The sequence below is a fragment of the Saccharopolyspora rectivirgula DSM 43747 genome (assembly GCF_000497205.1).
Lineage (GTDB): Bacteria > Actinomycetota > Actinomycetes > Mycobacteriales > Pseudonocardiaceae > Saccharopolyspora > Saccharopolyspora rectivirgula.
The window spans coordinates 1-25,395 of the sequence record NZ_AYJW01000056.1 but is presented as its reverse complement, the minus strand read 5'-3'; the positions used below and the strand labels follow the sequence as shown (position 1 = coordinate 25,395).

The window sequence follows — 25,395 nt, the reverse complement described above, 5'->3', positions numbered from 1 at the left end:
CCGCTCCGCGCTGGCACAAAACAATTTACACCCCCACCGAACACCGCCGAACACCACCCCCCACAAAACAACAAAACACCAGGTCAACGGGAGTAAAACCACCCGTTGAGGCGAGCGAGCCATACCTCGTCAACTCGCTCCGGTCATGTCCCCGATCGGGTGGTTCTTGATCTTCACCGAGCCTCCTCCGAACACCGTCGGTAGCCTGCGTCTCAACCGTCAACACGGGGGGTAGCAGTGGACGCAACACCGATCTACACAGAGCTGCGGAACACTCTGATGGACCCGGAGGACAACGACTGGGGGCCGAGCGATCCACCGGAGTTCGCCGCTGCGCTGGCCGAGAAGCTGGAGCACGCGAAAACGACGAAAGCGGCGAAGAGCAAGAAGACCGGTTCCCGGAGCCGCGCGCGTCGGCAGCGGACCAGCAAGCAGTAGGCCCGCGACCACCGCACCGGGGGACGCGGTCTCGCGCCCCGCGGGGTTCAACCGCAGTGGGCAGCAGGAGTTCTTGGCCGGTGCCGTCCGTTGCTCACGTCGTGAACTGGCGCTGCTGCACCGGATCGGGCACCGGCACCGAATCCAACAACTGCCGGGTGTACTCGTGCTGCGGTTCGGCCAGCACCTCCCCGCAGTCCCCGCTCTCCACGACCTCGCCCCGGCGCATCACCGCGACCCGCTCGGCCAGTTCGCTGACCACGGCCAGGTCGTGGCTGATGAACAGGCAGCCGAACCGCCATTCCCGCTGGAGTTCCCGCAGCAGCTCGAGCACCGCGTCCTGCACCGAAACGTCGAGCGCGCTGGTGGGTTCGTCGGCGATCAGCAATTCCGGTCCGAGGGCCAGCGCGCGGGCGATGCTGACCCGCTGGCGCTGACCACCGGACAGTTCGTGCGGGTACCGGTCGCGCATCCGGCTGTCCAGTCCCACGGCGTCCAGCAGCTCATCCACCCGGCGCGCCAGTTCCCTGCCGCGGGCGACGCGGTGCAGCCGCAGCGGTTCCGCAATGGTGCTGCCGATCGTCATCCGGGGGTCGAGGGACGAGGCGGGGTCCTGGAAGACCAGTCCGATGTTCCGGCGCACCTTCCGCAGTGCGCGGCGGGAGAGCCGGGTGATGTCGGCCCCGGCGAGGGTGATCCGGCCGGCAGCTGGCTCGACCAGCCTGGCCACCGCTCTGCCCACGGTGGACTTCCCGGAACCGGACTCCCCCACCAGGGCCGTGGTTCCACCGCGACCGACCTGCAGGGAAACCCCGTTCACCGCGGTGTGCCCGCGGTACTCCACCACCAGCTCGGAGACGTCCAGGAGCGGGTCCGCCCCGGGATCCCGGGTCCGCTCCCGCTCGGAGACCACCAGCCGGGGCACCGCGGCGAGCAGTTCCGCGGTGCGCGGGTGCTGGGGTGCGGTGAACAACCGGGTCGTTTCGGCTTCTTCGAGGAGTTCTCCCCGGTGCATCACCAAGACCCGGTCCGCGATGTCGGCCACCACCCCCAGGTCGTGGGTGATGAGCAGGATCGAGGTGCCGAGCCGGTCCCGCAGGTCTTCGAGCAGCGCGAGGATGCCGGCCTGGACCGTCACGTCGAGGGCGGTGGTGGGTTCGTCGGCGATCAGCAGTTCCGGCTGCCCGGCCAGGGCCATGGCGATCATCACCCGCTGCCGCTGCCCGCCGGAGAGCTGGTGCGGGTAGTGGTCGAGCCGCTGGCGCGGTTCGGGGATGCCGACGAGCTCCAGGAGTTCAGCAGCCCGATCGCGGGCCTGGGCCCGGGTGGCGTCGGAGTGCAGGCGAACTGCTTCGGCCAGTTGCCATCCGATGGTGAACACCGGGTTGAGGGAGGTCATCGGCTCTTGGAAGATCATGGCGACCCGGCCGCCGCGGATGCGCCGCAGCTCGGGCCCGGGGAGTCCGATGAGCTCCGTTCCGCCGAGTTCGATGCTTCCGCTGACTTCGGCGTTCGGGGGTAGCAGTCCGAGCACGGACATGGCGGTGATGCTCTTGCCGGAACCGGATTCTCCGACCAGTGCGACGATTTCGCCGGGGTGGACGGTGAAGTCGATGCCGCGGACCGCTGGCGTGGTGGTCCGTCCGGACCGGAATTGCACCCGCAGGTCGGTCACCGTCAACAGGCCGGTCATCGAACCCCCTTCAGGTCGAGCGCGTCGCGCAGCCCGTCGCCGAACAGGTTGAAGCCGAGGGTGACCAGGACGATGGCCGCTCCGGGGAAGACGACCAGCCAGGGGGCTTGGGCGAAGTAGGTCTGGGCGGCGGAGAGCATCAGCCCCAGCGAGGGGGTGGGTGGTTGGACGCCGAGGCCGAGGAAGGACAGCAGCGATTCGCTGATGATGGCCTGCGGGATCGCCACCGTGATCTGCACCAGGAGGGCGTTCCACGAGTTCGGCAGGACGTGCCGGAACATGACGGTGGTGTCCCGGGCTCCGGCGGCGATGGCGGCGGAGACGTAGTCCTGCTCGACCGATCGGAGGGTTTCGCCGCGGACCACTCGGATGAAGTTGGGCAGTTGCGCCAGGCCGATGGCGATCGCCGCGTTGGTGAGCGAGGCCCCCAGCACCGCGGCCAGTCCGACCGCCAGCACCAGGAACGGGAAGGCCAGCAGGGTGTCGGTGATCCGGGAGACCACGGTGTCGGTGATGCCCCGGTAGTAGCCGGCGATCAGTCCGAGCGGGGTGGCCGCGACCAGCGCCAGGACCACCGACAGCACCCCGACCAGCATCGAGGAGCGGATGCCGTGGAGGGTGCGGGTCAGTTGGTCGCGGCCGAGTTCGTCGGTGCCGAGCGGCGCGTCCGGGCCGGGTTGGGCGAGCACGTTCGCGAAGTCGACGGCTGCCGGGTCGCCTGGTGCGAGCACCGGCGCGGTCAGCGCGATGAGGACGAACAGGGCGCTGATCACCAGGCCGGCGCAGCCGGTGGGGTGGCGGAGCAGGCGTTGGAGCACTCGGTGGGAGCCGAGCGCGCGGGTTCCGGTCGTGGTGCTCATGCGGGTGCTCCGCTGACTCTGATGCGCGGGTCGAGGACGGAGTAGAGCAGGTCGACGAGCAGGTTGATCACGATGTACCCGGCCCCGGTGAGCAGCACCGCGGCTTGGATCACCGGGTAGTCGCGGGTGAACACCGAGTCGACCATGAGTTTCCCGAAGCCCGGTAGCACGAAGATCTGCTCGGTCACCACTGCTCCGGAGATCAGGGAGCCGAGCTGCAGGCCGAGGATGGTCATGACCGTGGTGAGGCTGTTGCGCAGGGCGTGGATGCCGACGACTCGCCACTCGCCTGCTCCTTTGGCGCGGGCGGTGCGGATGAAGTCGGCGGCCAGCGTGTCGAGCATCGCTGACCTGGTTTGGCGCATGAGGACCGCGGCCAGTCCGCTGCCGAGCACGAAGGCCGGCAGCACCATGCGTTCCAGGTTGCCCAGGGGTGAGGTGGTGAAGGGCAGGTAGCCGGAGGCGGGCAGGACGCCGAGCGCCACCGCGAACACGAGCACGCACAGCAGGCCGAGCCAGAAGTTGGGGATGGACAGCCCGAACAGGGCGATGCCGTTGCCGAGCCAGTCGAGCAGGCCGCCTCGGCGGACTGCGGCGAGCACCCCGGTGGTGACTCCGATGAGGGCGGCGACCAGCAGGCTGAGCGCCGCGAGTTCGAGGGTGACCGGCAAGCGGCTGAGGATGATGTCGCGCACGGGCAGGCCGGTGCTGGTGGATTCGCCGAAGTCGCCTTGCAGGGTTCGGCCGACCCAGGTGAGGTACTGGACCGGTAGGGGCTGGTCGAGTCCGTGTTCGCGGCGGATTTCGGCGAGGGTCGCGTCGTCGGCTTCGGCGCCGGCGATGGCCAGTGCCGGGTCGCCGGGCAGGGCTCGCAAGCCGGCGAAGACCACCAGGGAGACCAGGACGAGCGTGACCAGTGCCTGCAGGATCCGGTTGAGTGCGTAGCTGCGCAGCATGTCAGTTCTCCTGCGCGGTCCGGCCGGCCTGGGTGAGTCGGATGAGTCCGTCGGAGCGCACCTGCACGCCGGCGAGTTGATCGGTGTGCGCGGTGTAGTGCTGCTGCCGGTAGAGGTAGATGACGCTGCTGTGGCGCTGCAGCTGGGGGATGATCTGTTCGTAGAGGTCGCGGCGCCGGTCGAAGTCGGTTTCGGCGGCTGCCTGGTGGATCAACGCTTCGGTTCGCGGGTCGTGGTGGCCGCTGTAGTTGTTGGCGCCGTCCCGGGTGTGGAAGTCGGCGATGTTGCCGTCGGGGTCGGGGCGGCCGGACCAGCCCAGCAGGGCGGCTTGGAAGTTGCCCTGCTTGCTCTCGGTGATGAGGGTGGTGCCTTCGGTGGGCCGGAGGGTGATGTGGAATCCGGCTTCGGCGCCCATCGCTTGGACGACCTGGCCGATGCGGCTGCCGGCGGGGTCGTTGGGGATGAGCAGTTCGACGGGCACGGGGGTGGGCACGCCTGCTTCGCGCAGCAGTTGGCGGGCCCGTTGCGGGCCGTGCGGTGGGCACGCTTGGGTCTTCGGGGTGGCGTACGGGCTGACGGGCGGGATGGGTCCGCAGGCGGGTTGGTAGAGGCCGTTGAAGGCGATCTTGTTCAGGATGTCGCGGTCGATGGCCGCGGAGAGGGCTTGTCGGACGCGTTCGTCGCTGGCCAGGGGGCCGCGGGGCGGGCTGCCGGCGCCGGTGTTGCGCACGTTGACGGTGATGCCCATGTACTGCATGGAGGGCTGGTTGAGCAGGACCAGTCCCTTTTCGCGGGAGACCACGGGCACGTCGGTGGGGCTGATCTCGGCGGCGACGTCGAATTCGCCCGATCTGAGGTTGGCCAGTCGGATGTTGTCGTCGGGGACCGCCCGGTAGATGATCCGGTCCAGTCGGACCTTGTCCCGGTCGTAGTAGTGGGGGCTGCGGTCCAGGACGATGCGGTGTTGGGCGACGCGTTCGGTGAAGGAGAACGGTCCCACGCACACCGGGTGGTCGGAGAAGTCGTCACCGAGCCGGTCGAGCTGCGCCGGGGACATGATCATTCCGGCTCGGTCGGCCAGCGCGCTGGTCAGCGGCGCGTAGGGGCGGGACAGCCGCAACCGGATGGTGTGGGGGTCGACGACCTCGACGGTTTCCACCGCGGCGAGTTCGGCCTTGCGCGCTGAGGCGGGCAGCTGGCGGTGCCGGTCGAGGCTCTTGCGCACGGCTGCCGCGTCGAAGGGCGTTCCGTCGTTGAACCGGACGTTCTGCCGCAGCGGGATCGTGAGGGTGAGCTCGTCCGGGGACACCTGCGGCAGCGCCGCGGCCAGTTGCGGGACGATCCGCCCGTCCTGCGCCACGTCGTAGAGCTTCTCGCACATGCTGGCGAAGATCTGCCGGCCGGCGAGGGTGGTTCCCAGGCTCGGGTCGAGCTTGTCCGGTTCCTGGCTCAGCGCCACGACCGCGGTGCCGCCCCGGACGGTCGGGGCTTGCACGGAAACGCGCTGCTGCGCAGCGGTTCGCGCGGTGTCGACCAGCGGACTGCAAGATGTCGTGAACACGGCCGCGACCAGCGCTGACGCTGCGACGCACCACCTGTACCGCAACTTCACTCGCGCCCCCTAAGCACCAGTGACGAAACGGTACGGCGATGCGTTTTCCACTGTCCATGCCCCGTAATCATTCCGGGATCATGGCGACCTGAATGGCGCTGGCAGCTTCAGTCGGCCGCCGAGGAGAACTGGGGCATGACCACGGCCGGGATGCGCTGCTGCTCCTTTTTCCCGGGTTTTTCGGCCGGTGCCTCGAACAGCGGCTGGTCTTCGGCGGTTGGTCCGGATTGTTCGGCGGTTTCCGGTTCCGGCTGCGCTTGTTCCTCGGCCGCTTTGCGGTTGAGGTGTTCCCGGGTGCGTTGGGCGGCGCCACGGATTTGTTCGGTCAGTTGCCGGTTGACCCGACGTGCCCGCTTTTCCTCGCGTTCTCGCTGCTTGCTGCCGCGGGAGGCGCGCTGCGCTTTCTTCCGACCGCGCTTGATGTAACGCTCCAGCGTTGAACGCAATTGTCGGGCATGCCGGTCATTCAGGTCGATTTCATACGTCACGCCGTCCAACGCGAACGTGATGGTGTGCTGGGCTGGGGACCCGTCGATGTCATCGACGAGTTCGACCTGAATCCGCTCGGCCATGATCACCTGTCTCGGGAACGTTCCCCGCCGTTATCAACAAACGCCTGCTCGTGAGACTACTAGCGGTCCTGGCGCGTTGTAGCACGCGGCATCACCGGTGTCTCGCTTATAACCATAGAACAGCACGGCTGGCCGGCGCTAACCACCAGGTGGGTCAAGCAACAGCGGGCCCGCGGCCGGGGAAACAAAACGGACAGCAACCGGTATGCACACAATGTGAAAGTAATCTGGAGCACACTCCTAAAACGCCGAGGGCAGGTAGAACATTATCGAGGCAATCGTTTATTGTTCGCTCGCTCTTCGCCTTAGCTAGCGCGAGGGCAATGGGGAATTACGAATCCGGAATCGAGGGTTACAGTGGCGCAGAAAGTCACCGTGCAGCTCGTCGACGACGTCGACGGCTCGCCAGCGGACACCACCGTGGAGTTCGCTCTGGACGGGGTGAGCTACGCGATTGACCTGTCCAACGAAAACGCCGCGAAACTCCGCGAATCCTTGGCAGCTTACGTGGCCTGCGCGCGCCGCGTCGGTGGCCGCAAGCGTCCCGCCAAGAACAAGGCTGGCAAGGCCACCTCGTCTGCCCCCACAGCGGCTGACCGCGAGCGCAACCAGGCCATCCGGGAATGGGCCCGGAAACAGGGCATGCAGGTTTCCGACCGAGGCCGCATTCCCGCGGATATTGTTGAGGCGTACAACGAAGCCCACTAAGGCACGCCGGGCGGCCGGTGCGCACCCGATATCCGGCCGCCTCCGATTTCGGGCCCGCGCAATGCGGGCCACTCGTTTTTCACCCCCCGGCTCACCGGCTGGCCAGCAAATCGGTGATTTCTTTTTCCGTCGGCATGGAGCTGCTGGCGCCCGGGCGCTGCACGGCGATCGCGGCCGCCGCGGAGGCCCGGCGCAGGGCTTCGCGCACGGGCCGGCCTTCGCCGAGCGCGGTGGCCAGCACCCCGACGAAGGTGTCCCCTGCGGCAGTGGTGTCCACCGCGGTGACGGGCAGGGCCGGGACCTGGATGGTCTCGCCGTCCCGGTTGCCGTACAGCGCGCCCCGCTGCCCGAGGGTTATCACCGCTTCGGGGACGTCGCGCAGCAGCGCGGCCAGCGCCTGCTCCGGGTCGGTGCTGCCGGTGAGCACGGCCGCTTCGTGCTCGTTCGGCACAATCATGTCTACATTGGACAAAATGTCCTCGCCGAGCTGGGCCGCCGGGGCCGGTGTGAGGATCACCCGAACGCCGTGGCGCCGCGCGGCCTGCGCGGCCGCGGCCACCCCGGAGAACGGGACTTCCAACTGCAGCAGCAGGCTGTCCGACGCCGCGATCAGTTCCTCGTCCCCGGCGGCCAGGGCGTCCAGCGCCTGGTTGGCCCCGGGGATGACCACGATCGAATTACCGCCCTGGTCGTCCACCACGATGTGCGCGGTCCCGCTGTGCCCGGGAACCGTCCGCAGGCCCTTGACCTCCACATTGGAGGCAATCAGGTTTTCTCTGATCCGGGTGCCGAAATCGTCCGAACCAACTGCGCCGATCATCTGCACCCGCGCACCGGCCTTTCCGGCAGCGATCGCCTGATTGGCCCCTTTGCCGCCGGGAACCGTGTGGAACTCCCGCCCCAGCACGGTCTCCCCGCGCCCGGGAGCGGTGCTGACGTAGGCCACCAGGTCCATGTTGCAACTGCCGAATACCGCCACATTCGTCGTCACGAGTCCCATCATCACCGATGGTGAAGCCGCTGTGGCTTAACGGGTCAGCTCACCGGGAAAGCAGTACGATGCCCTGCAACCGTCGAGGAGGCACACACGGTGGACTACTCGGTGTCAGCAGAGCTCGAGCCGCCGGTCGGCGTGACCGAGCTCGATGCGCTCCAGCAGGAAGGCGTCGCGTCGATACTCGACCGCCACCTGGCCCTCGTGGAGGGCGTCAGCGGCCCCGACGGCACGTCCATCGACGTTCTCGACTTCCACGTCGCCGTGCACTCCAGAGGGGCCAACGTGGTCCTCTCCCTCGAAGCTCCCTCGCTGATGGCCGCCGAGAACGCGGCCGCTTCCGTGCTCAACGAGATGATCAGCGAGAACGAGTTGCTCACCGGATGGCTGGTCACCAACCCCGAGGTCCAGCTGACCGAGGACGAGTTCAACGAGCGGCTCGCCGCAGCAGGCCTCGAGAGCGTGGAGAGCAACGGCGAGGTGCAGCCCGAGCTGTCCGCGGCCGTCGAAGAAGCGCTGGAGGGCCAGCAACCGGCCATGACCGCCGACCAGTGGCGGACCGAGCTGCTCAAGTTCGCCCCGCAGCTGCGGGCCTTCTCCCCCCGCGACTTCGCCCCCGGCCAGCCGGAGGAGCTCAACAGGCTGGCCAGCGGTGCCCTGGTGCACGCCATTCGGGTGGTCACCGACGAGATCTTCTACGACGAGCTGGCGCTGGCGATCAACAACGCGACGGTCGCCGACGCCATCGGCCTGCTCGTGCTGGAAGAGCTGCCGCCCTGCTACGACCACCGGTACGACTCGGCGTTCGCCCGGGCGTTCCTGCTGGCCTCGTCGATGGTGGCCACCCGGTTGACCAGCCCCGATTGGCGCCCGCCGCGCACCGTCGCCGAAGCCCTGGCGCTGCAGCTGTTCATCAACGAGGCGAGAGTGGTCCTGGAAGCGACGGAACTGCTCTCCTGGGACGGCAGCGAACCGCTGTTCGCCGAGTTCTCCCGCCAGGCCTTCGCCGAGCTCAACCCCGCCGAGCTGTACGAGGTCGAAGTGCCGGTCACCGACGGCGGAGCGGAGAGCTCGGCCCGGGCCAAGCAGACCGAAGCCGGCCTGCGGGCGCACGGGTTGGCCTACGAGCAGTGGTTCATCCCCCGGGACGGCGCCGCGGGAATGCACCCCTACCTGCCGTTCGAGTGACCGCCGTCAGCGGGTGAGGAGCGGCTCGGCGACCGCTTCCGGGCGCCGCTCCCGCAGCGCCAGCGCGACCAGCGCGGAGATCGCGCAACCGGCCGCCAGGTAAGCCGCCACCCAGTACCAGCTGCCACCGCCGAACGCGACCAGCGCGGTGGCGATGAACGGGGTGAAGCCGCCGCCCAGCGCACCGGCGACCTGGTAGCCCAGCCCGGCACCGCTGTAGCGGTACTCGGGACCGAACATCTCGGTGAACAGCGGCTGCTGGACGCTGACGATCATGTCGTGGGCCACGTTGACCAGCACGATGGAGCAGACCACCACCAGCACGGCGGAGCCGGCCTGGAGGGACAGGAAGTACGGCACCGTGGCCAGCACACCCACCACGGCGCCGATGACGAACACCGGTTTGCGCCCGTAGCGGTCGGACAACCACGCGTACAGCGGGATGGTGACGATGCCGACGGCCCCCACGACCAACCCGATGTTGAGCACCAGGGCGGAGCTGAAACCGAGATCGTCGGTGGCGTAGGCGAGCGCGAAGGTGGTGACGATGTACATCGTCAGCAACTCGCCCAGCCGCATGCCGATGATCTGGAAGAACGCCGCCGGGTGGTGGCGAAGCGCTTTGGCGACGGGCAGCGCAGCGGCCGCCGGTTCGGCGTCCCCGCTCTCGAAGACCTTGCTCTCCGGCACGCCGGAGCGGATCCACAGGGCCAACGCCACCAACAGCGCGCTGAGCACGAACGGGATCCGCCACCCCCACTCCTGGAAGGCGGCCTCCCCCAGCCAGTGCTGCAGCAGGCCGACGACGCCGGTGGCCATGATCAAACCGACCGAGTAGCCGACCTGAACCCCGCTGCTGAAGAACGCCCGGAGCTTCGGGGGCGCGTTCTCGACCGCCATCAGGGCCGCACCGCCCCACTCGCCGCCGACGGCGAAACCCTGCACGGCCCGCAGGAGCACCAGCGCCAGCGGCGCCCACCAGCCGATGCTGTGGTAGGTCGGCAGCAGGCCGATGGCCGCGGTGGCCAACCCCATCAGGAGGACGGTCCAGACCAGCATCCGCTTGCGACCGATGCGATCGCCGAAGTGCCCGAAGAACAATCCGCCGAGCGGGCGGAAGACGAATCCCACACCGAAGGTGGCGAACGCGGCCAGGGTCCCGGCCAGCGGACTGATCTCCGGGAAGAAGGCCCGGTCGAACACGACGGCCGCGACGATCCCGTAGAGCAGGAAGTCGTACCACTCCACCACTGCTCCGATGGAGCTCGCCAACGCGGCTCGGCCCGGCCTGCCCGTCACCTGGCTGGGGGCGCCAGTCATTGGAACCTCCTGTGCGGACTCCGCACCCGGCGTGCGGCAATTGCCGGGTATGCTCCCGCCCGCCGACCCCCTGGTCAAGAACGCGCGAGCGGAGGTCACACCGCGAAAACCCGAGGTCACAGCGGGCGACCGGAGGAGCACGCAGCGTGCGGGACGAGCGGTCGGTCGCCAGCCGGGCGTTCCGCGGGCGGTGGCTTCGGTTCGGGAACGCTGCGCTCCGCCTGCACGGCGAAGCCGGGAGGGCGCGGCCCCGGGGCAGGAACGAGTTCGGCCCCCACCCGAGCGGTGGGGGCCGAATCGCGTTCGCTGGTCGCGCTCAGCTCTGGTGGCGCACGGAATACGGTGGAACCGTGCGGCCGATGAGGCTGGCGTCGTCTATCGTCTGCGGGCGGTAGGAAATCCGCGGATAGGCTTCCAGCATCGCGTTGGTCGGGTCATCGATCTGCTCGACCCGGCCGAACAGGAAGGCCCACTCGTGCTCGTCCGAGCCGAAGTAGACCACCGTGTCGAACACGTTGCGGAACCGGTTGTAGGCGCGGACCAGCGTTTCGTTCCGCCACAGCGTGGGGCAACCGGCCTGGAAGGCGACCACGCCACCCGGGGAGAGCACCGTCTGGCAGCGTCGGACGAAGTCCTCGCCGTACAAGCGGTTGTGCTGACCGTCGTTCTCGTCCGCGCGTTCGTCCGGCAGGTCCACCACGACGATGTCGTAGCCCTCCGGTGGAGCCTGGTCCAAGAAGCTCCACCCGTCGGCGTAGTGCAGCTTGATCGGGCCTTCGCCCTTCTCGGCCCGCTGCAGCTCCTCCGGGGTGTAGCCGTACGGCAGGTGCTGCGCGCAGAGCTGCACGCACTGCTTGTCGATGTCCACGTGGTCGACCTGGGTCGCCCCGGCCTGGACCGACATCTGGCTGGCCACGCCTTCGCTGGAGCCGATGATGAGCACGCGCTCGATCTTCTCGGCGAGCAGGAACGCCGGCACCATCATCGCCTCGTGGTAGACGAGCTGGGAGAATTCCGTGCTCTGCCGATCGTTGTCGCAGAACAGGGAAATTCCCTGCGCGGTGCGGCCGATCACCACGTGCTGGTAGTCGGTGTCGCCTTCCCACAGCACTTCGTCGATGCGCCACAGGCGCTGCAGGTCGGCGCCCATCGGCTCTTTGATCCAACGGTGCCCGTCGAGTTCGATCAACGGTGCTCCTCCTCGAATTCCCTTGCCCGGTGGGGTGTCGGTCACGCCCCCAGCCCGTAGTCCCGGCCGCGGTGGATGGTCTGGGTGTTCATCGAAGTCGGTTTGAGCGCCTCGGCGAGCAGCTGAACAGCTCGCTCCGGTTGCGCGGTGTGCCCGCAGGTAAAGACGTCAATGAAGATCGATCCGTCTTCGGGGTAGGTGTGGAGCGAAGCGTGGGACTCCGACAGCAGCGCCAACACGGTGACGCCCTGCGGCTCGAACCGCTTGGCCATCATGTCGCACACGGTGGCTCGCGATTCCGCCAGCGCCTTGTACAAGGTGTCCCGCAAGAACTGTTCGTCGTCGAGCAGCTCCGGAGAAACGCCTTCCAGCTCAGCGAGGACGTGCTGGCCGGTGAACAGACCTACCGGCGGCGTCCCGGTGTCAACGGACATCTATCGACCTCCCATCATTTCGCAGATCCCAAAGCGGGCGAGTGAAATTGGCAGTCGTTCGGCGATCTATTCCTGATCGCCGTCGATGCAGTAAGTGCGCATCGGCGGAAAACCGTTGAACCCCACCGAGGAATAGCTCGCGGTGTAGGCACCGGCGCTGAGCAGGTCCACCCAGTCGCCGCTGCGCAGGGTCAACGGCAGCGCGTACTTGGTGCGCTGGTACAGCACATCGTCACCATCGCAGGTGGGACCAGCCAACACCACTGGCCCGCACGGGTCACCGTCGCGGGAAGTGCGCAGTCGGTAAGTGATGGCTTCGCCTTCCGTCTCGGCGAGCCCGCCGTACCTTCCGATATCCAGGTATACCCAGCGGTTCTCGCCGTCACACGCGTCGGCGACGAGCACCACCTCGCTGCGCAGCACGCCTGCGTCACCGACGATGAAACGACCGGGTTCGATGAGCAGCTGCGGCCGCTGTTCGCCGAAGTGGCGGTCCAGGGACGTCTCGATGGCCCGCACGTAGTCGGCCAGCGGCGGCACCGGTTGGGTGTAGTGGGCGGGCAGTCCGCCGCCCAGGTTCACCATCTGGAGCTGCAGACCGTGCTGCGCGCACGCGTCGAAGACTTCGCGGGCAGCCCGGATCCCGTGTTCCCAAGCACCGGGGTCGAGCTGCTGTGATCCAATGTGGAAAGAAACTCCGTAGGCGTCGAGCCCCAGTTCGCGGGCGCGGAGCAGCAGGGCCACCGCGGTTCGCGGTTGGCAGCCGAATTTCCGGCCGAACGGAGTGCGAGATCCCTTGTTGTCCACCAGGATCCGGCAGAAAACCCGAGAACCCGGGGCGTTTTCAGCGATGTTGGCCAAATCCGCGGGGCTGTCCGTGGCGAACAGCCGAACTCCTTGACGATAAGCGCGGGCGATGTCCCGGCCCTTTTTGATCGTGTTCCCGTAGGAGATCGATTCCGGAGCCGCGCCTTCGGCCAGGCACAGGTCTATTTCTCCCGGACTGGCCACGTCGAATGAAGACCCGAGAGCGACCAGTTCCCGCACCACTTCGGGAGTGGGATTGGCCTTGACCGCGTAGCAGATGCGAATGTCCGGGAGAGCGGCTCGCAGTTGTCGGTACCGGTGGCGCACCGATGCCAGATCCATTACCAGACAAGGGGTTTCCGGATCCTGCTGGCGCAGGAACTCCTGGATGTGATCGGTTGCACCGCGGTCACCCGATTGCCCGGTGCCGCTCGAGCGGTCCGTCACGCCTGCGGTGGCGGACAGATCGGTCAATCCCGGTACCTCCATCTCGGGTCGGGGGGGTTAACGGATTTTGACGGAGCGAGCGCCCCTTAGAGCGTAACTGCGACCAAGCACGGTACCTCGCTGGCCTGAAGATTTCGAACCGCACCCACCCCGTCTGCACAGCTGATTTACGAATTGTGACTACACACACGAAATGGTGCACCCGTTCCAGGTGCGGCACGCCAGCCGCGCCCGCACCGTCGATTACCGGACGTGTTCGGTCAACTACTCCTGCGCTTCACCGGTCGTTCACCGGATCCCCGGTCCAGTTCCAGCGCCAAGTAGAAATCCACCCGGGCGGCGAAGCTGCTCAGATCCCGGCCGGTGATCTCCTCGATCCGCCGCAACCGGTACCGGAGGGTGTTGACGTGCACGTGGAGCTGCTGCGCGCACCGGGACCACGAGCCGGCGCACGCCAGGAAGGCCCGCAGCGTCCCCACCAGGTCGGAGCGGTGCTCGCGGTCGTAGTCGACGAGCCGGCCCAGCACGCGCTCCCGGTAGGACTCGCGCAGCCCGTCCGGCACCGCCGCCAGCAGCACTTCGTGGGAGGCCAGCTCGGCGGAATCGGCCACCCCGGTGCTCGTGCCGCGCCGAGCGGCGAGCTGGCAGGCGTAACCGGCCTCCTCCACCGCCCCCGGCAACCCCGCGGCCCCGGTCGTGTCGCTGATCCCGACGGCCAGCTGCTGCCCGTCCAGTCCGGCGGCAACGGCGTCGACGATCTCCCGCAACCGCTGCCCCAACCCGTCCAGTTCGCCAGGAGCACCGGCGAAGAGCGCGGTGGCGGAGTCCTCCTGCGCGGCGACGACCGCCGGCAGGCCGGTGGCCGCGGCGATCTCGCGCAGCAGAGCGGCCGCCGAAGCGGCCTCGCCCAGGCGGAGCGTCACCACCCGCAGCGGTTGGTCGGTGGGCAGTCCCGCGCTCTCCAGTCGAGCGGTGACCTCACCGGGCGCCAGCCTGCGGTCCGCCAAGCGGCGCAGCGCGGTCTCCACCGCGCGCCCCGCGATCTGGCGGGCCTGCTCGACCCTGGCCCGCACCACCGCCACGGCGGTGCTGAAATCCGCGGCGATCGCTTCTTGGGCCGCGCTCCACTCCGCCAGATCACCGCGCACCAGGATCGCCCAACGGGCTGCCCGCGGTTCGACGTCGGACGTCACCGGCCACAGCACGTACTTCTCGCCGGCTCGCACCACGCGGGGCAACGCGGCAGAGCCCACCAGCTCCGAAACAGCTGCGCGCCGGGCGGGTTCGGGGAGTTCTCCAGCGGCGGCGACCACCCACCCGGTTGCCGCCAGCACCCAGCAGGCCGCGCCGAGCTCGGCTTCCGCCAGCTGCACCAGCTGCTCCAACCCGGTCCCGGAGGCCACCGCGGCCACCAGCTCCCGGCGCGGGGCGAACTGGCGCTGCACCCGTTCGGCCAAGGTGTTGAAGCTGACCGCGATCGGCACCTCGAACACCGGCAGGCCGTTCCGGCGGCACGCCTCGACCAGATCCGCCGGGACGTGCCCGAACCGGGCGGTTCCCGCGGCCAGCCCGGCCACCCCGGCTTCGACCAGCGCCGCGACGAACTTCTCCGAGTCCTCCGGGCAGCTGCGCCACACCAGCCCGCTGAGGACCAGTTCCCCGCCGTGCAGGTAGCGGCTCGGGTCGATCAGGTCGGTGATGTAAACCCCCCGGACCGGGCGGTGCAGCTGGTCTTCCCCGGCGAGCAGTGCGAGACCGAGCGAGGAGTCCGCGAGCAGATCACCCAGCAGCAACAACGCACCTCGACAGTTTCGCCCGGCCGGGCCGGATGGCCGCAGCTGGACCGACGACCAGCTGCGCTTTTGGAGGAAAATACTAGTCGAAGGCCCTCACCAGGAAGGTTTTTCAGCGCTTTCACCGCTAGTCGGCAGCCGTTCGACCAGGTGTACTGGCCCCACTCCAGTCCACCCACAACGGGGGTGCGCCGTGGAATTCCTCCGCCCGAGCTCTTGGTCAGAAGCCCTGGCCGCCAAAGCCGCGCATCCGACCGCGGTCCCGGTCGCCGGCGGCACGGACGTGATGGTCGACGTCAACTTCGACCGGCTCCGCCCGGAAGCGCTGCTCGACCTCTCCGGCGTGGCCGAGCTGACCGAGTGGTCCCTCGACGGCGGCACCGTGCGGCTCGGCGCCGCGGTGCCCTACGCCCGGGTGATCGGCGAACTCGGCGACCGGCTGCCCGGGCTGGCCATGGCCAGCCGCACGGTCGGTTCGCCCCAGATCCGCAACCGCGGCACGCTGGGCGGCAACCTCGGCTCCGCATCACCGGCCGGGGACGGCCACCCGCCGCTGCTCGCCTGCGCAGCGCAGGTGGAGGTGGCGTCGGTGCGCGGCACGCGCCTGGTGCCCGCGGACCGGTTCTTCACCGGCCCCAAGCGGAACGCGCTCGCCGAGGACGAGTTGATCGCCGCGGTGCACGTGCCGGTGGCCACCGGGCCGCAGCAGTTCGCCAAGATCGGCCCGCGCAACGCGATGGTCATCGCGGTGTGCAGCTTCGCCCTCGCGCTGCACCCGGAGCAGCACCAGGTGCGCACCGGTGTCGGTTCGGCGGCCCCCACCCCGATCCGGGCCGAGCGGGCCGAGCAGTTCCTCCGCGGGGAACTCGCCGACCGCTGGGAACGCCCGGACCCGCTGCCGGATCCGGTGCTGCGCCGGTTCGGCGAGCTGGTGGCGCAGGAGACCGCTCCGATCGACGACGTCCGCGGCTCAGCCGGGTACCGGCGGCACGCCTTGGCGGTGCTGGCCCGCCGGACGCTGTCGTGGGCCTGGGAGGAACACCGCACGGGGAGGCGGGCATGCGCGTGAAGTTCACCGTCAACGGCCAGCGGACCGCGGCCGACGACGTTTGGGAAGGCGAGAGCCTGCTGTACGTGCTGCGGGAGCGCCTCGGGCTGTTGGGCGCCAAGAACGCCTGCGAGCAGGGCGAGTGCGGGTCGTGCACGGTCTACCTGGACGGGGTGCCGGTGTGCTCCTGCCTGGTGCCGGCCGGGCAGGCGCACGGCCGCGAGGTGCGCACCGTCGAGGGGATCGCCGAAGGCGACCACCTGCACCCGGTGCAGGAGGCGTTCGTCGCCTCCGGTGCGGTGCAGTGCGGTTTCTGCACCCCGGGCCTGGTCGTGCAGGTGCACGCGCTGCTGCAGCACAACCCGTCCCCCTCGGACGCCGAGATCCGCGAGTGGTTGGCCGGGAACCTGTGCCGCTGCACCGGCTACGAGAAGATCATGGACGCGGTGCGGCTGGCCGCCAGGCAGGTGGCGGACGGATGAGCAGGGTGGTCATCGAAGGCGGAGCGGTCGCCGCGGTGGACGACGCCGGGACCGAGTACGCCGAGGGGCACGTGGTCGTCGACGGCGACCGGATCACCGCCGTCGGGCCGGGGCCGGCGCCGGTCGACCGCGGGGCTGCCGAACGGATCGACGCCTCGGGCTGCCTGGTGACCCCCGGCCTGGTCAACACCCACCACCACCTGTACCAGTGGGCGACCCGGGGCTACGCGGTGGACGCGCCCCTGTTCCAGTGGCTGACCGACCTGTACCCGGTGTGGGCCGGGCTCGACGAGAACACCACCCGGTGGGCGGCCGCGGCCGGGCTGGCCAGGTTGGCGAGCACCGGCTGCACCACCGCCGCCGATCACCACTACCTCTTCCCCACCGACGGGGGTGATGTGCTCGGCGCAGTGGTCGACGCCGCCCAGCAGATCGGCATCCGGCTGCACCTCGTCCGCGGTTCGATGGACCGGGGTCGTTCGGACGGCGGACTGCCCCCGGATTCCGTCGTCGAATCCACTGAGGACGCCCTGGTGGGTGCGCAGCGGGCGATCGAGCGGTTCCACGACCCCGCCCCGGGGGCGATGGTCCGGGTGGCGGTGGGCCCGTGCTCCCCGTTCACGGTCACCTCCGACCTGCTCCGGCGCTCCGCCGAGCTGGCCCGGGAGCACGGGGTGCGGCTGCACACGCACTTGGCCGAAACCGCCGAGGAGGAGCAGCAGTGCCGCGCCGAGACCGGCCTGACCCCGGTGGAGTTCGCCGAGGAGCTCGGCTGGCTCGGCCCGGACGTGTGGTTGGCGCACGCCGTGCACCTGTCCGGTGCCGCGATCGACCGGCTGGCCGCGACCGGCAGCGGCGTGGCGCACTGCCCGAGCTCCAACGGCCGCCTGGGCGCGGGTGTCGCACCGGTGCGGCCGCTGCTGGACGCCGGAGTGCCGGTGGGGCTCGGGGTGGACGGGGTCGCCTCCAACGAGCACGGCGGCCTGGGCCAGGAGATGCGGCAGGCGCTGCTGACCGCCCGCTCCCGGTACGGACCGCGGGCGTTGTCGGTGCGGGAAGCGCTGCGGCTGGCGACCCGCGACGGCGCCCGGTGCTTGGGCCGGGAGGACGAACTCGGCTCCCTGCAGGTGGGGAAGCTCGCCGACATCGCCGTGTGGCGGCTGGACGGTCTGGAGCACGCGGGCATCGACGACCCGGTCGCCGCCCTGGTGCTCGGACCGCTGCCCCCGCTGCACCGGCTGCTCTGCGGCGGCCGCGCGGTCGTCGTCGACGGTCGGCTCACCACCGCCGCACCGGCCGAACTGGCCCGTCAGCTCAGCCGGGCAAGCGCCCGGATCCGCACCCGGGAGGTTTCGCGATGAGCCAAGCGCCACCACGCACTTCGCAGCTCAGTGACACCATCGCCGGTGGTGTTGGGGAGTCCCCGCGGCGCCCGGACGGGCCCAGCAAGGTGCGGGGCGAGTTCGCCTACGCCTCCGACCTGTGGGCCGAGGACATGCTCTGGGGAGCCACGCTGCGCAGCCCGCACCCGCACGCCCGGATCGAGTCGATCGACATCACCGACGCGCTGCGGTTGGCGGGGGTGCACGTGGTGTTGACCGCCGAGGACGTGCCCGGGTTGAACCGGTACGGGGTGAAGCACGCCGACCAGCCGGTGCTGGCCGAAGACGTCGTCCGCTACGTGGGGGAACCGATCGCGCTGGTCGCCGCGGACCACCCCGAGACGGCGCGGCGCGCGCTGGAGCGCATCCGGGTCGAGTTCGAAGAGCTGGACCCGGTGCTGGACGCCGAGCGGGCGGCCCACGACCCGTCCTTGCCGAAGCTGCACCCGGACGGCAACGTGGTGCGCCACCAGACGATCGTCAAGGGCGATCCGCGGGCCGAAGCCGACGTGGTGGTCTCCGGGGTCTACACCATCGGGATGCAGGACCAGGCCTTCTTGGGCCCGGAGGCCGGTTTGGCCATTCCCGCCGAGGACGGCGGCGTGGACCTGTACCTGGCCACCCAGGACCTGCACTCGGACCTGCAGCAGATCGCCAAGTCGCTGGACCTGCCGCCGGAGAAGGTGCGGATGACGCTGTCCGGGGTGGGCGGCGCGTTCGGCGGCCGGGAGGACCTGTCGATGCAGGTCCACGTCTGCCTGCTGGCGCTGCGCACCGGCAAGCCGGTGAAGATGGTCTACAGCCGGCAGGAGTCCTTCCACGGGCACGTGCACCGGCACCCGGCCAAGCTCTACTACGAGCACGGCGCCACCCGGGACGGGAAGCTGGTCTACGTCAAGGCGCGGCAGTACTTCGACGGTGGTGCTTACGCCTCCAAGACCCCGGTGGTGGTCGGCAACGGTTCCACTTTGGGCGTTGGACCGTACCGGGTGCCGAACGTCCACATTGAAAGTTGGGGGCTGTACACCAACAATCCGCCGTGCGGCGCGATGCGCGGACTGGGCGCGGTGCAGCCCACTTTCGCCTACGAGTCGCAAATGGACAAGCTCGCGGCCGAACTGGGCATGGACCCGGTGGAGCTGCGGGTGCGCAACGCCATCGAACAGGGGGACAGCACCCCCACCGGTCAGGTCTTGGACTACCCGGCTCCGGTGGCCGAACTCCTGCAGCGCGTGCGGGACATGCCGCTGCCCCCGGAGACCGACACCACCGATGTCCGGGAACTGCCCGGCGGGGTCGCCAACACCACCCACGGCGAGGGAGTGGTCCGCGGCATCGGCTACGGCGTGACGATCAAGAACATCTGCTACTCCGAGGGCGCCGACGACTTCTCCACCGCCCGGGTGCGCTTGGAGGTGCTCGGGGGTGAACCGGTGGCCACGGTGCACACCGCCGCCGCCGAAGTCGGCCAGGGCCTGCTGGTCGTGCAGCAGCAGATAGCCCGCACCGAGCTCGGGGTGGAGCGGGTGGTCGTGCACCCCAACGACACCAGCGTCGGCCCGGCCGGCTCCAGCTCCGCTTCCCGGCAGACCTACGTGACCGGTGGGGCCGTCAAGGCCGCTTGCGAAGCGGTGCGCCAGAAGCTGTTCCAGCTGGTCGGTGAGCGTTGGGGCGAGCCGCCGGAGCGGCTTTCGCTGCACGGCGGCAAGGTGGTCTCGGACGCGCACGGGGTGATCGCCGACCTGGTGGAGGTCCTGGCGGACGAAGTGCTGGAGGAAACCCGGGAGTTCCACCACCGCCCGACCTTCCCGTTGGACGAGTCCGGCAGCAGCCAACGGACCCACGTGCAGCACGCGTTCTGCGCGCACCGGGCCGTGGTGGACGTCGACACCGAGCTGGGGCTGGTGAAGGTGGTGCAGCTGGCCTGCGCGCAGGACGTCGGCAAGGCGGTCAACCCGGACGCGATCGTCGGCCAGATCCAGGGCGGCTCGGCCCAGGGGTTGGGGCTGGCGGTGATGGAGGAGCTGCAGGTCTCCAACGGGCGGATCCGCAATCCGTCCTTCACCGACTACCTGATCCCCACGATCTTGGACATGCCGCCGGTCGAGGTCGAGGTCCTCGAGCGAGGGGATCCCAACGCCCCGTACGGGCTGCGCGGGGTCGGCGAGCCGCCGACGATCTCGTCCACCCCGGCGGTGGTCGCCGCCATCCGGGACGCCACCGGGAAGGCGTTGTCCCACGTCCCGGTCTCCCCCGAGCACATCGTCGGAAGTTGAAGAGCGGTCTGGCAGGAGCACGAGATGGTTGATGCGGTGGCGAGCGCGGAGCAGGCCTGGCTGGCGGAGGCCGTCGAGTTGGCCCGGCGCAACGTGGCAGCCGGTGGCGGCCCCTTCGGCGCGGTGGTCGTCCGCGCCGGGGAGGTGGTGGCCACCGGCACGAACCGGGTGACCGCGGAGTTGGATCCGACCGCACACGCGGAGGTGACCGCGATCCGCGGGGCGTGCCGCGCGTTGGGAACCTTCCAGCTCTCCGGTTGCGTGCTGGTCAGCTCCTGCGAGCCGTGCCCGATGTGCTTGGCCGCTGCGCTGTGGGCGCGGCTGGACCGCGTGCTGTACGCGGCCGACCGGGACGACGCCGCTGCCGCGGGGTTCGACGACCGGGCCTTCTACGAGCTGTTCGACGACCCGGACCGCGAGCACTGGCCGATGCAGGTGCGGCGGTTGGACGTGCCCGAGCGCACCAGCCCCTTCGAGGCGTGGCGGAACAATCCGAACCGGGTTGATTACTGAGCGCCCCCAGGTGAACTCCTCTCCTCCTGACGAGCGGCACGGATAAGCTGGCTGGCGGGGATGTCAGCGGCTTGTCAGGGGGGTGCATCGTTGCCGCACGTGGCGGGCATTGTGCTGGCGGCCGGCGGGGGCAAGCGGTTCGGCAAGCCGAAAGCCCTGGTCAGCTACCGCGGTCAGCTCTTGGTGGAGCGTGCTGCCGAGGTGCTCGCCGCGGGCGGTTGCGCGCCGGTCGTGGTGGTGCTGGGCGCGGCTGCCGACCAGGTCCGCACGACCGCGGAATTGTCCGGGGCGACGGTGGTGGTCAATCCTCGCTGGCGCAGCGGCATGGGGTCGTCGCTGCGCGCGGGGTTGGCGGCACTAAGTTTTTCCCCGGTGACTGCCGCGGTGGTGCTCCCGGTCGACATGCCGGGGGTCGAAGCTGCAGCCGTCCGCCGGATTGCCGAGCTCGCCAGCGACACGGCGCTCGCCGCAGCCACCTACCGAGGTGATCGCGGACACCCTGTGTTACTCGGCCGGTCCCACTGGTCGGGAGTTCAGGCTGCCGCGACCGGGGATGTGGGCGCGCGGAGTTATCTCCGCGACCGCGAAGTCACCCTGGTGGCCTGTGACGATGTATCGGAAGGATTCGATGTCGACCATCCTGAAGATCTCGACCGCGGCTAGCTCGTAGAGTCAGCGGCCGCTGCGGTGTGCCTGGCAGAGCACCTCCCCGGCACCGGCAACCCCACCTTGAGATGTCCGACCGAGCAGAGCCGGAGGATTCATGGCGACGCACATCACCGCCAACTACGTTCCGGACGGCGATGACTGGCAGATCACCGTGAGCACGGAGTCTGACCAGCGCGTGGAGCGCGCGCCCGGGTTGATCGCCGCGCGGGACAAGGCCGAGCAGCTCATCGAGGAGCTGGCCCCGGAGGACAACGGACGCGTCGTGGTGCACCTGCTGAACGGGGACGCGTTCGCCTTCACCACGGCTTACCTGCAGGCCCGGCACGGTTTCTCCGACGAGGAAACCGCCCGCGTCGCGGCCAACGTCAGCGGCAGTCTGGCGTCGATGCAGCAGCACCAGTAGCGAACACGCCCCGAGTCGAGCACAGTGGACATGTTGTCCCCGGTTCCTAGGATGTCTGCCGTGAACGGGCCGACGAACAGCACGAGTGCGGAAAACCCGGCACCAGCCAGCGCCGAGACCGGCCGGCCAGCCGGGGCCGGCCGCGGCCGCCCCCGCGACGCCAGCCGGGACGCCGCGCTGCGCCAAGCTGCCATGGAGCTGCTGGCCGAGGTCGGTTACCGCGCTCTGACGATGGATGCCGTGGCGGCGCACGCCCGCGCCGGCAAGGCCACCATCTACCGCCGGTGGGACTCGAAGCTGGACTTGATCATCGACACCTGCAACCAGCTGGTGCAGCGCAACATCCCGGTGCCCGACACCGGGTCGGCGGAGCAGGACTTGCGGGAGTTCCTGCGCGCTTTCGCGTCCTTCCTCACCGGACCGGCGGGCAAGGCCGCGCAGGCGCTGGTCGGTGAGCTGCCGCACGAGCCGGAGCTGGCCGCGGCCTTCCGCGCGTCCTTCTTGCTCCCGCAGCGGGACGTGCTGCGGCGGATCCTCGAACGCGGAGTGCAGCGCGGGGACGTGCACCCCGAGGCCCCGGTGGACACGGTGGTGGAACTGGCCGGGGCGAACCTGCTGTACCGGTTGATGCTCGCCGACGAACCACTGGACAACCGGTTCGTCGACCGACTGCTGAACACCGCTCTGCTGCCGCTGCTGCGGCGCCCGGCGGAGTCGGCCAGCTGACCTGGCCGGGTGCGGGTGAGGGCCAGCCGCTGGAGCACCGCCCGCGGGGCCGGCCCCACTCCGCTGACCGGTCTACCGGAACAACTTGCGCACGACGGCGATGGTGACCAGCGCACCGACCCCGATCAGCACGTAGCGGACCCGGGGATCGTCGAGCTTTTCCCGCACCGTGTTGGTGCCGTAGTCGATGAACCGCTTCGGGTCCGCTTTGACGCTCAGCTGGTCCAAGGTCGCGGCCAGGGCGTCGCGCGCTTGCTCGATCTCGCGTTCAATCTCGTCCGGATCGCGGGCCACGTGTCCTCCTCACGTTCACCTGGTTGCTGTCACGGTAGAGCACTCGCCGGCGTTGAACGCACCGACCGCGAACCGTGTCCGGCAAGCCAGGGCACCTTGCACAGGGTGATCGGGGCACACGCTACGCTGGGGCCCGTTGGGGCCGTAGCCCAATTGGCAGAGGCACTAGGTTTAGGTCCTAGCCAGTGTGGGTTCGAATCCCACCGGCCTCACCACGCTCGTCGGCGTGGTTCGTCGACGCGTCGGAACAACTCCGTCCCGTTGTCGAGGTGATTCCCGTGGCCCCTGGTGGTCTGCTGCTGTTCCACTGAGCTGGCCGTCGCGCACCCCGCGTTCCGCCCCACCGCGTTCTCGTCGAGCGCGGTGGATCCGACCTGCTCAACGAAGATCACCAGGAGTTGTTCGCATGATGCGGAGCACTGTCCCCGCGCACATCGCTTTCATGACCATCCCCGCGCACGGGCACATCAATCCGGGGCTCGGCCTGGTGCGCGAACTGGTGTCCCGGGGCCACCGGGTCACCTGCCCGACCACCGAGGAGTTCGGCCCGAAGGTGCGGCGGACCGGCGCCGAGCCGGTGTTCCACACCAGCGTGTTGCCCTCCCCCTCCTCCCCGAACCAGAAGTGGCCGGAGGAACTGCCCGCGGTGCAGGAGCTGTTCCTGCGGGAGACCGAACGGGTGGTGGCCCAGCTGGAGGAGGCCTACGCGGGCGACCGGCCGGATTTGATCCTGTACGACATCGCCGCTTTCCAAGCCCCGGTGCTGGCGCACCGGTGGGGCGTCCCGTACCTCCAGTTGTCACCCACGCACGTGGCGTTCGAAGGCATCGAGCAGCAGTTCGACGTGCAGGCCACGCCTGAACTGGCGAAGGTGCAGGCCGAGTACGACGCGTACTTGGCCAGGCAGGGCGTGGAGCTGGACTTCACCGCGCTGACCACTCCGCCGCGGTGCATCGTGACCATTCCGCGGAGTTTCCAGTACCGGGCCGACACGGTGTCCGACGCCTGCACGTTCGTCGGCCCGCTGCTGACCGAACCGGAGGAGCCGTGGCAGCGGCCGGACGACCGCCCGGTGCTGCTGATCTCCATGGGATCGGCCTACACGAAGGTTCCGGAGTTCTACCGCACCTGCCTGGCCGCCTTCGGCGGGCTGGACTGGCACGTGGTGATGTCGATCGGCCGCATGGTGGATCCCGCGGAGCTGGGCGAGATCCCGGACAACGTCGAGATCCACCCGTGGGTGCCGCAGCGCGCTGTTCTCGCCCAGGCCGATCTGTTCATCACGCACGCCGGGATGGGCGGGATCTGCGAGGCGCTGTCCCACGGGGTTCCGATGGTCGCCGCACCGCAAGCCGCGGAGCAGTTCGCGAACGCCGCCCGGCTCGAGGAGCTCGGGCTGGGGCGGCAGGTCGATTCCGGTTCGGTCTCCCCGGAGCAGTTGCGGGAGACCGCTCTGGCGGTGCACGCCGATCCCGCGGTGCACCGGCGGCTGCGGGCGGTGCGGCAGGAGATCGCGGAAGCCGGCGGTCTGCAGCGGGCGGTGGAGATCGTGGAGTCGATGCTGCCCGCAGCCGGGTAGCGGCCCCACCACGGCAGACCGAGCCGGGCAGCGGGGCTCGTCCGCTGCCCGGCTCACCGCTCACCGGTGCCGCTGGAATTCCACCACCTGCTGGTAGGTGGGCCGGTTCTGCCAGCTGATGGGCTCCTGGGAGATGCCGCCGATCTTGCTGTGCACGATCGCGTCGGCGCACCACTGGTCGCCGGCGGCGCAGTCGGCGTCCCCCGGGTAGATCTCGTCAGCCGGCACAGCGGCGGCTTCCCGCAGCGTGTCGAGCAGGATCTGCCGGCAGTCGCCGAGGTCCCCGCCACCGCACAGCGGCTCGCCGAAACCGCCTCGCACGGGTTCGCCCTGGACGGCCCGGAGGTCCTTGGAGACCTGGCCGAACCAGCCGAACTGGAACGCCGAGCCCTGGTGCGGCTGGCCCGCGCGCAGCCCGGGTTCTCCGTTCTGCCACCCGGACGGGGACTCGTTGATCCCCATCACTCCGGTGAGCGCCTGGTAGGCGTCGCTGCCGACCGCCGGTTCGAAGATGCCCCGCACCAGCAGCGGCCACCAGGCGTCCATCAGCTGGATGGCCTCGGCGTGGGCGTACTGCCGGCTGCCGGGTTCGGTTTCCACTCGCTTGCCGCCGTCGGCGAGCCAGGCTCGCAGCTGTTCGACGAGCTGCGCCGTTTCCGGATCGGTCACCGGGCTGCTGTCGATGATCTCCAGCAGGTCCGGCAGGACGCGTTCGGCGCGCAGGTCGGTGACCCCGGCGTCCGCCATCGCCTGCACCAGGTTGGCCCGGGTCACCTTCCCGCCGTCGGCGATGAGCTCGGAGACCCGGCTGTCCAGCAGGTCACCGCGCTGCACCGCGGTCTTCTCCGCGCGGTCGGCGGTGGTCATCGGAGCCTGCTTGTTGTTCCAGTTGACGTAGTAGTCCTGGTTGATCGAGTTCGGGTGCTCCTCGAAGGGGGTGTACTCCGCGGTGTTGTCGGCCGGGTTCCAGCCGCGCCACTCGTACGCCGGGTCCGAGACGATCGGCATTCCC

26 protein-coding genes and 1 tRNA gene are annotated in these 25,395 nt (G+C 69.4%); 13 read left to right on the top strand and 14 right to left on the bottom strand.

The features are described from left to right. Positions 1 to 237 precede the first annotated feature (237 nt). Positions 238 to 438, top strand: a complete 201-nt coding sequence (locus SREC43747_RS0114775; protein WP_029722066.1) for a hypothetical protein — start codon at positions 238 to 240, stop codon at positions 436 to 438. Positions 439 to 532: 94 nt separating this feature from the next. Here the strand turns inward: SREC43747_RS0114775 and SREC43747_RS0114770 are convergent, their stop codons facing one another. The 5 genes from SREC43747_RS0114770 to SREC43747_RS0114750 form a co-directional block, all read right to left on the bottom strand. Then, positions 533 to 2,131, bottom strand: coding sequence for an ABC transporter ATP-binding protein (locus SREC43747_RS0114770; protein ID WP_029722065.1), 1,599 nt, complete (start codon positions 2,129 to 2,131; stop codon positions 533 to 535). Further along, positions 2,128 to 2,991, bottom strand: coding sequence for an ABC transporter permease (locus SREC43747_RS0114765; protein WP_029722064.1), 864 nt, complete (start codon positions 2,989 to 2,991; stop codon positions 2,128 to 2,130). The genes SREC43747_RS0114770 and SREC43747_RS0114765 overlap by 4 nt, the downstream gene beginning before the upstream one ends. After that, positions 2,988 to 3,947: an ABC transporter permease gene (locus SREC43747_RS0114760; RefSeq protein WP_029722063.1), complete on the bottom strand. Its 960-nt coding sequence runs from the start codon at positions 3,945 to 3,947 to the stop codon at positions 2,988 to 2,990. Before SREC43747_RS0114760 ends, SREC43747_RS0114765 begins: the two co-directional genes overlap by 4 nt. Position 3,948: 1 nt before the next feature. Next, positions 3,949 to 5,508 carry an ABC transporter substrate-binding protein gene (locus tag SREC43747_RS0114755; protein WP_236623207.1) on the bottom strand — a complete coding sequence of 520 codons (1,560 nt, stop codon included), beginning with the start codon at positions 5,506 to 5,508 and terminating at the stop codon, positions 3,949 to 3,951. A gap of 158 nt (positions 5,509 to 5,666) precedes the next feature. Further along, positions 5,667 to 6,131, bottom strand: coding sequence for a histone-like nucleoid-structuring protein Lsr2 (locus SREC43747_RS0114750; protein WP_037332134.1), 465 nt, complete (start codon positions 6,129 to 6,131; stop codon positions 5,667 to 5,669). Positions 6,132 to 6,488: 357 nt separating this feature from the next. Here SREC43747_RS0114750 and SREC43747_RS0114745 point away from each other — a divergent pair, with 357 nt between their 5' ends. Then, the gene (locus SREC43747_RS0114745) at positions 6,489 to 6,839 is read left to right on the top strand and encodes a histone-like nucleoid-structuring protein Lsr2 (RefSeq protein ID WP_029722058.1); all 351 of its coding nucleotides are present in this window, start codon (positions 6,489 to 6,491) and stop codon (positions 6,837 to 6,839) included. A gap of 91 nt (positions 6,840 to 6,930) precedes the next feature. Here SREC43747_RS0114745 and rbsK read toward each other — a convergent pair whose 3' ends face one another. Beyond that, positions 6,931 to 7,830, bottom strand: a complete 900-nt coding sequence (rbsK, locus tag SREC43747_RS0114740) for a ribokinase (protein ID WP_236623206.1) — start codon at positions 7,828 to 7,830, stop codon at positions 6,931 to 6,933. A gap of 99 nt (positions 7,831 to 7,929) precedes the next feature. Here rbsK and SREC43747_RS0114735 point away from each other — a divergent pair, with 99 nt between their 5' ends. Beyond that, positions 7,930 to 9,021 carry a hypothetical protein gene (locus SREC43747_RS0114735; RefSeq protein WP_029722056.1) on the top strand — a complete coding sequence of 364 codons (1,092 nt, stop codon included), beginning with the start codon at positions 7,930 to 7,932 and terminating at the stop codon, positions 9,019 to 9,021. A 6-nt stretch (positions 9,022 to 9,027) separates the two neighbouring features. Here SREC43747_RS0114735 and shiA read toward each other — a convergent pair whose 3' ends face one another. The 5 genes from shiA to SREC43747_RS0114710 form a co-directional block, all read right to left on the bottom strand. After that, a complete protein-coding gene (gene shiA / locus SREC43747_RS0114730; protein WP_051388049.1) occupies positions 9,028 to 10,341 on the bottom strand; it encodes a shikimate transporter in 1,314 nt (437 codons plus the stop codon). A 316-nt stretch (positions 10,342 to 10,657) separates the two neighbouring features. Beyond that, entirely contained in the window at positions 10,658 to 11,530 is an 873-nt protein-coding gene (locus SREC43747_RS0114725; protein WP_029722054.1) for a spermidine synthase, read from the bottom strand. A 41-nt stretch (positions 11,531 to 11,571) separates the two neighbouring features. Then, complete coding sequence (speD, locus tag SREC43747_RS0114720; RefSeq protein ID WP_029722053.1) at positions 11,572 to 11,964, bottom strand: adenosylmethionine decarboxylase; 393 nt, start codon at positions 11,962 to 11,964, stop codon at positions 11,572 to 11,574. A 66-nt stretch (positions 11,965 to 12,030) separates the two neighbouring features. Continuing rightward, positions 12,031 to 13,245: a type III PLP-dependent enzyme gene (locus tag SREC43747_RS0114715; protein WP_029722051.1), complete on the bottom strand. Its 1,215-nt coding sequence runs from the start codon at positions 13,243 to 13,245 to the stop codon at positions 12,031 to 12,033. Positions 13,246 to 13,478: 233 nt separating this feature from the next. Then, complete coding sequence (locus SREC43747_RS0114710) at positions 13,479 to 15,011, bottom strand: PucR family transcriptional regulator (protein ID WP_051388050.1); 1,533 nt, start codon at positions 15,009 to 15,011, stop codon at positions 13,479 to 13,481. 193 nt (positions 15,012 to 15,204) lie between these two features. Here SREC43747_RS0114710 and SREC43747_RS0114705 point away from each other — a divergent pair, with 193 nt between their 5' ends. The 8 genes from SREC43747_RS0114705 (at position 15,205) to SREC43747_RS0114670 (ending at position 22,510) form a co-directional block, all read left to right on the top strand. Then, entirely contained in the window at positions 15,205 to 16,080 is an 876-nt protein-coding gene (locus tag SREC43747_RS0114705; RefSeq protein ID WP_029722049.1) for an FAD binding domain-containing protein, read from the top strand. Next, positions 16,071 to 16,541, top strand: a complete 471-nt coding sequence (locus tag SREC43747_RS0114700; protein ID WP_029722048.1) for a (2Fe-2S)-binding protein — start codon at positions 16,071 to 16,073, stop codon at positions 16,539 to 16,541. Before SREC43747_RS0114705 ends, SREC43747_RS0114700 begins: the two co-directional genes overlap by 10 nt. Then, complete coding sequence (locus tag SREC43747_RS0114695) at positions 16,538 to 17,902, top strand: 8-oxoguanine deaminase (RefSeq protein WP_037332129.1); 1,365 nt, start codon at positions 16,538 to 16,540, stop codon at positions 17,900 to 17,902. The genes SREC43747_RS0114700 and SREC43747_RS0114695 overlap by 4 nt, the downstream gene beginning before the upstream one ends. Continuing rightward, the gene (gene pucD / locus SREC43747_RS0114690) at positions 17,899 to 20,199 is read left to right on the top strand and encodes a xanthine dehydrogenase subunit D (protein WP_029722046.1); all 2,301 of its coding nucleotides are present in this window, start codon (positions 17,899 to 17,901) and stop codon (positions 20,197 to 20,199) included. The genes SREC43747_RS0114695 and pucD overlap by 4 nt, the downstream gene beginning before the upstream one ends. 24 nt (positions 20,200 to 20,223) lie before the next feature. After that, a complete protein-coding gene (locus SREC43747_RS0114685; RefSeq protein WP_029722045.1) occupies positions 20,224 to 20,712 on the top strand; it encodes a nucleoside deaminase in 489 nt (162 codons plus the stop codon). Positions 20,713 to 20,772: 60 nt separating this feature from the next. Beyond that, positions 20,773 to 21,375 carry a nucleotidyltransferase family protein gene (locus SREC43747_RS0114680; RefSeq protein ID WP_051388048.1) on the top strand — a complete coding sequence of 201 codons (603 nt, stop codon included), beginning with the start codon at positions 20,773 to 20,775 and terminating at the stop codon, positions 21,373 to 21,375. Positions 21,376 to 21,475: 100 nt separating this feature from the next. After that, the gene (locus SREC43747_RS0114675) at positions 21,476 to 21,784 is read left to right on the top strand and encodes a hypothetical protein (protein WP_029722043.1); all 309 of its coding nucleotides are present in this window, start codon (positions 21,476 to 21,478) and stop codon (positions 21,782 to 21,784) included. Between the two features lie 60 nt (positions 21,785 to 21,844). Then, on the top strand, positions 21,845 to 22,510 hold the full coding sequence (locus tag SREC43747_RS0114670) for a TetR/AcrR family transcriptional regulator (RefSeq protein ID WP_236623204.1): 666 nt from the start codon (positions 21,845 to 21,847) through the stop codon (positions 22,508 to 22,510). Positions 22,511 to 22,582: 72 nt separating this feature from the next. Here SREC43747_RS0114670 and SREC43747_RS0114665 read toward each other — a convergent pair whose 3' ends face one another. Then, entirely contained in the window at positions 22,583 to 22,804 is a 222-nt protein-coding gene (locus tag SREC43747_RS0114665) for a DUF3618 domain-containing protein (protein WP_029722041.1), read from the bottom strand. A gap of 138 nt (positions 22,805 to 22,942) precedes the next feature. Between SREC43747_RS0114665 and SREC43747_RS0114660 the strand changes: the two genes are divergently transcribed. Beyond that, positions 22,943 to 23,019 (top strand) — tRNA-Leu (locus SREC43747_RS0114660). On the opposite strand, the gene SREC43747_RS21365 is transcribed toward SREC43747_RS0114660, so the two are convergent. Further along, positions 23,014 to 23,196, bottom strand: a complete 183-nt coding sequence (locus SREC43747_RS21365; protein ID WP_029722040.1) for a hypothetical protein — start codon at positions 23,194 to 23,196, stop codon at positions 23,014 to 23,016. The two genes, SREC43747_RS0114660 and SREC43747_RS21365, sit on opposite strands and share 6 nt — an antisense overlap. 17 nt (positions 23,197 to 23,213) lie before the next feature. Between SREC43747_RS21365 and SREC43747_RS0114650 the strand changes: the two genes are divergently transcribed. Next, positions 23,214 to 24,383 carry a macrolide family glycosyltransferase gene (locus tag SREC43747_RS0114650; RefSeq protein ID WP_037332133.1) on the top strand — a complete coding sequence of 390 codons (1,170 nt, stop codon included), beginning with the start codon at positions 23,214 to 23,216 and terminating at the stop codon, positions 24,381 to 24,383. Positions 24,384 to 24,443: 60 nt separating this feature from the next. On the opposite strand, the gene SREC43747_RS0114645 is transcribed toward SREC43747_RS0114650, so the two are convergent. Continuing rightward, a partial coding sequence (locus SREC43747_RS0114645; RefSeq protein WP_161631129.1) for a penicillin acylase family protein occupies positions 24,444 to 25,395 on the bottom strand: 952 nt, incomplete at its 5' end.

Coding starts and splice junctions, on each gene's coding strand:
- SREC43747_RS0114770 (WP_029722065.1), bottom strand. CDS start 2,131: ATGACCGGCCTGTTGACGGTGACCGACCTGCGGGTGCAATTCCGGTCC.
- SREC43747_RS0114765 (WP_029722064.1), bottom strand. CDS start 2,991: ATGAGCACCACGACCGGAACCCGCGCGCTCGGCTCCCACCGAGTGCTC.
- SREC43747_RS0114760 (WP_029722063.1), bottom strand. CDS start 3,947: ATGCTGCGCAGCTACGCACTCAACCGGATCCTGCAGGCACTGGTCACG.
- SREC43747_RS0114750 (WP_037332134.1), bottom strand. CDS start 6,131: ATGGCCGAGCGGATTCAGGTCGAACTCGTCGATGACATCGACGGGTCC.
- shiA (WP_051388049.1), bottom strand. CDS start 10,341: ATGACTGGCGCCCCCAGCCAGGTGACGGGCAGGCCGGGCCGAGCCGCG.
- speD (WP_029722053.1), bottom strand. CDS start 11,964: ATGTCCGTTGACACCGGGACGCCGCCGGTAGGTCTGTTCACCGGCCAG.
- SREC43747_RS0114700 (WP_029722048.1), top strand. CDS start 16,071: ATGCGCGTGAAGTTCACCGTCAACGGCCAGCGGACCGCGGCCGACGAC.
- SREC43747_RS0114695 (WP_037332129.1), top strand. CDS start 16,538: ATGAGCAGGGTGGTCATCGAAGGCGGAGCGGTCGCCGCGGTGGACGAC.
- pucD (WP_029722046.1), top strand. CDS start 17,899: ATGAGCCAAGCGCCACCACGCACTTCGCAGCTCAGTGACACCATCGCC.
- SREC43747_RS0114685 (WP_029722045.1), top strand. CDS start 20,224: ATGGTTGATGCGGTGGCGAGCGCGGAGCAGGCCTGGCTGGCGGAGGCC.
- SREC43747_RS0114680 (WP_051388048.1), top strand. CDS start 20,773: ATGTCAGCGGCTTGTCAGGGGGGTGCATCGTTGCCGCACGTGGCGGGC.
- SREC43747_RS0114675 (WP_029722043.1), top strand. CDS start 21,476: ATGGCGACGCACATCACCGCCAACTACGTTCCGGACGGCGATGACTGG.
- SREC43747_RS0114650 (WP_037332133.1), top strand. CDS start 23,214: ATGCGGAGCACTGTCCCCGCGCACATCGCTTTCATGACCATCCCCGCG.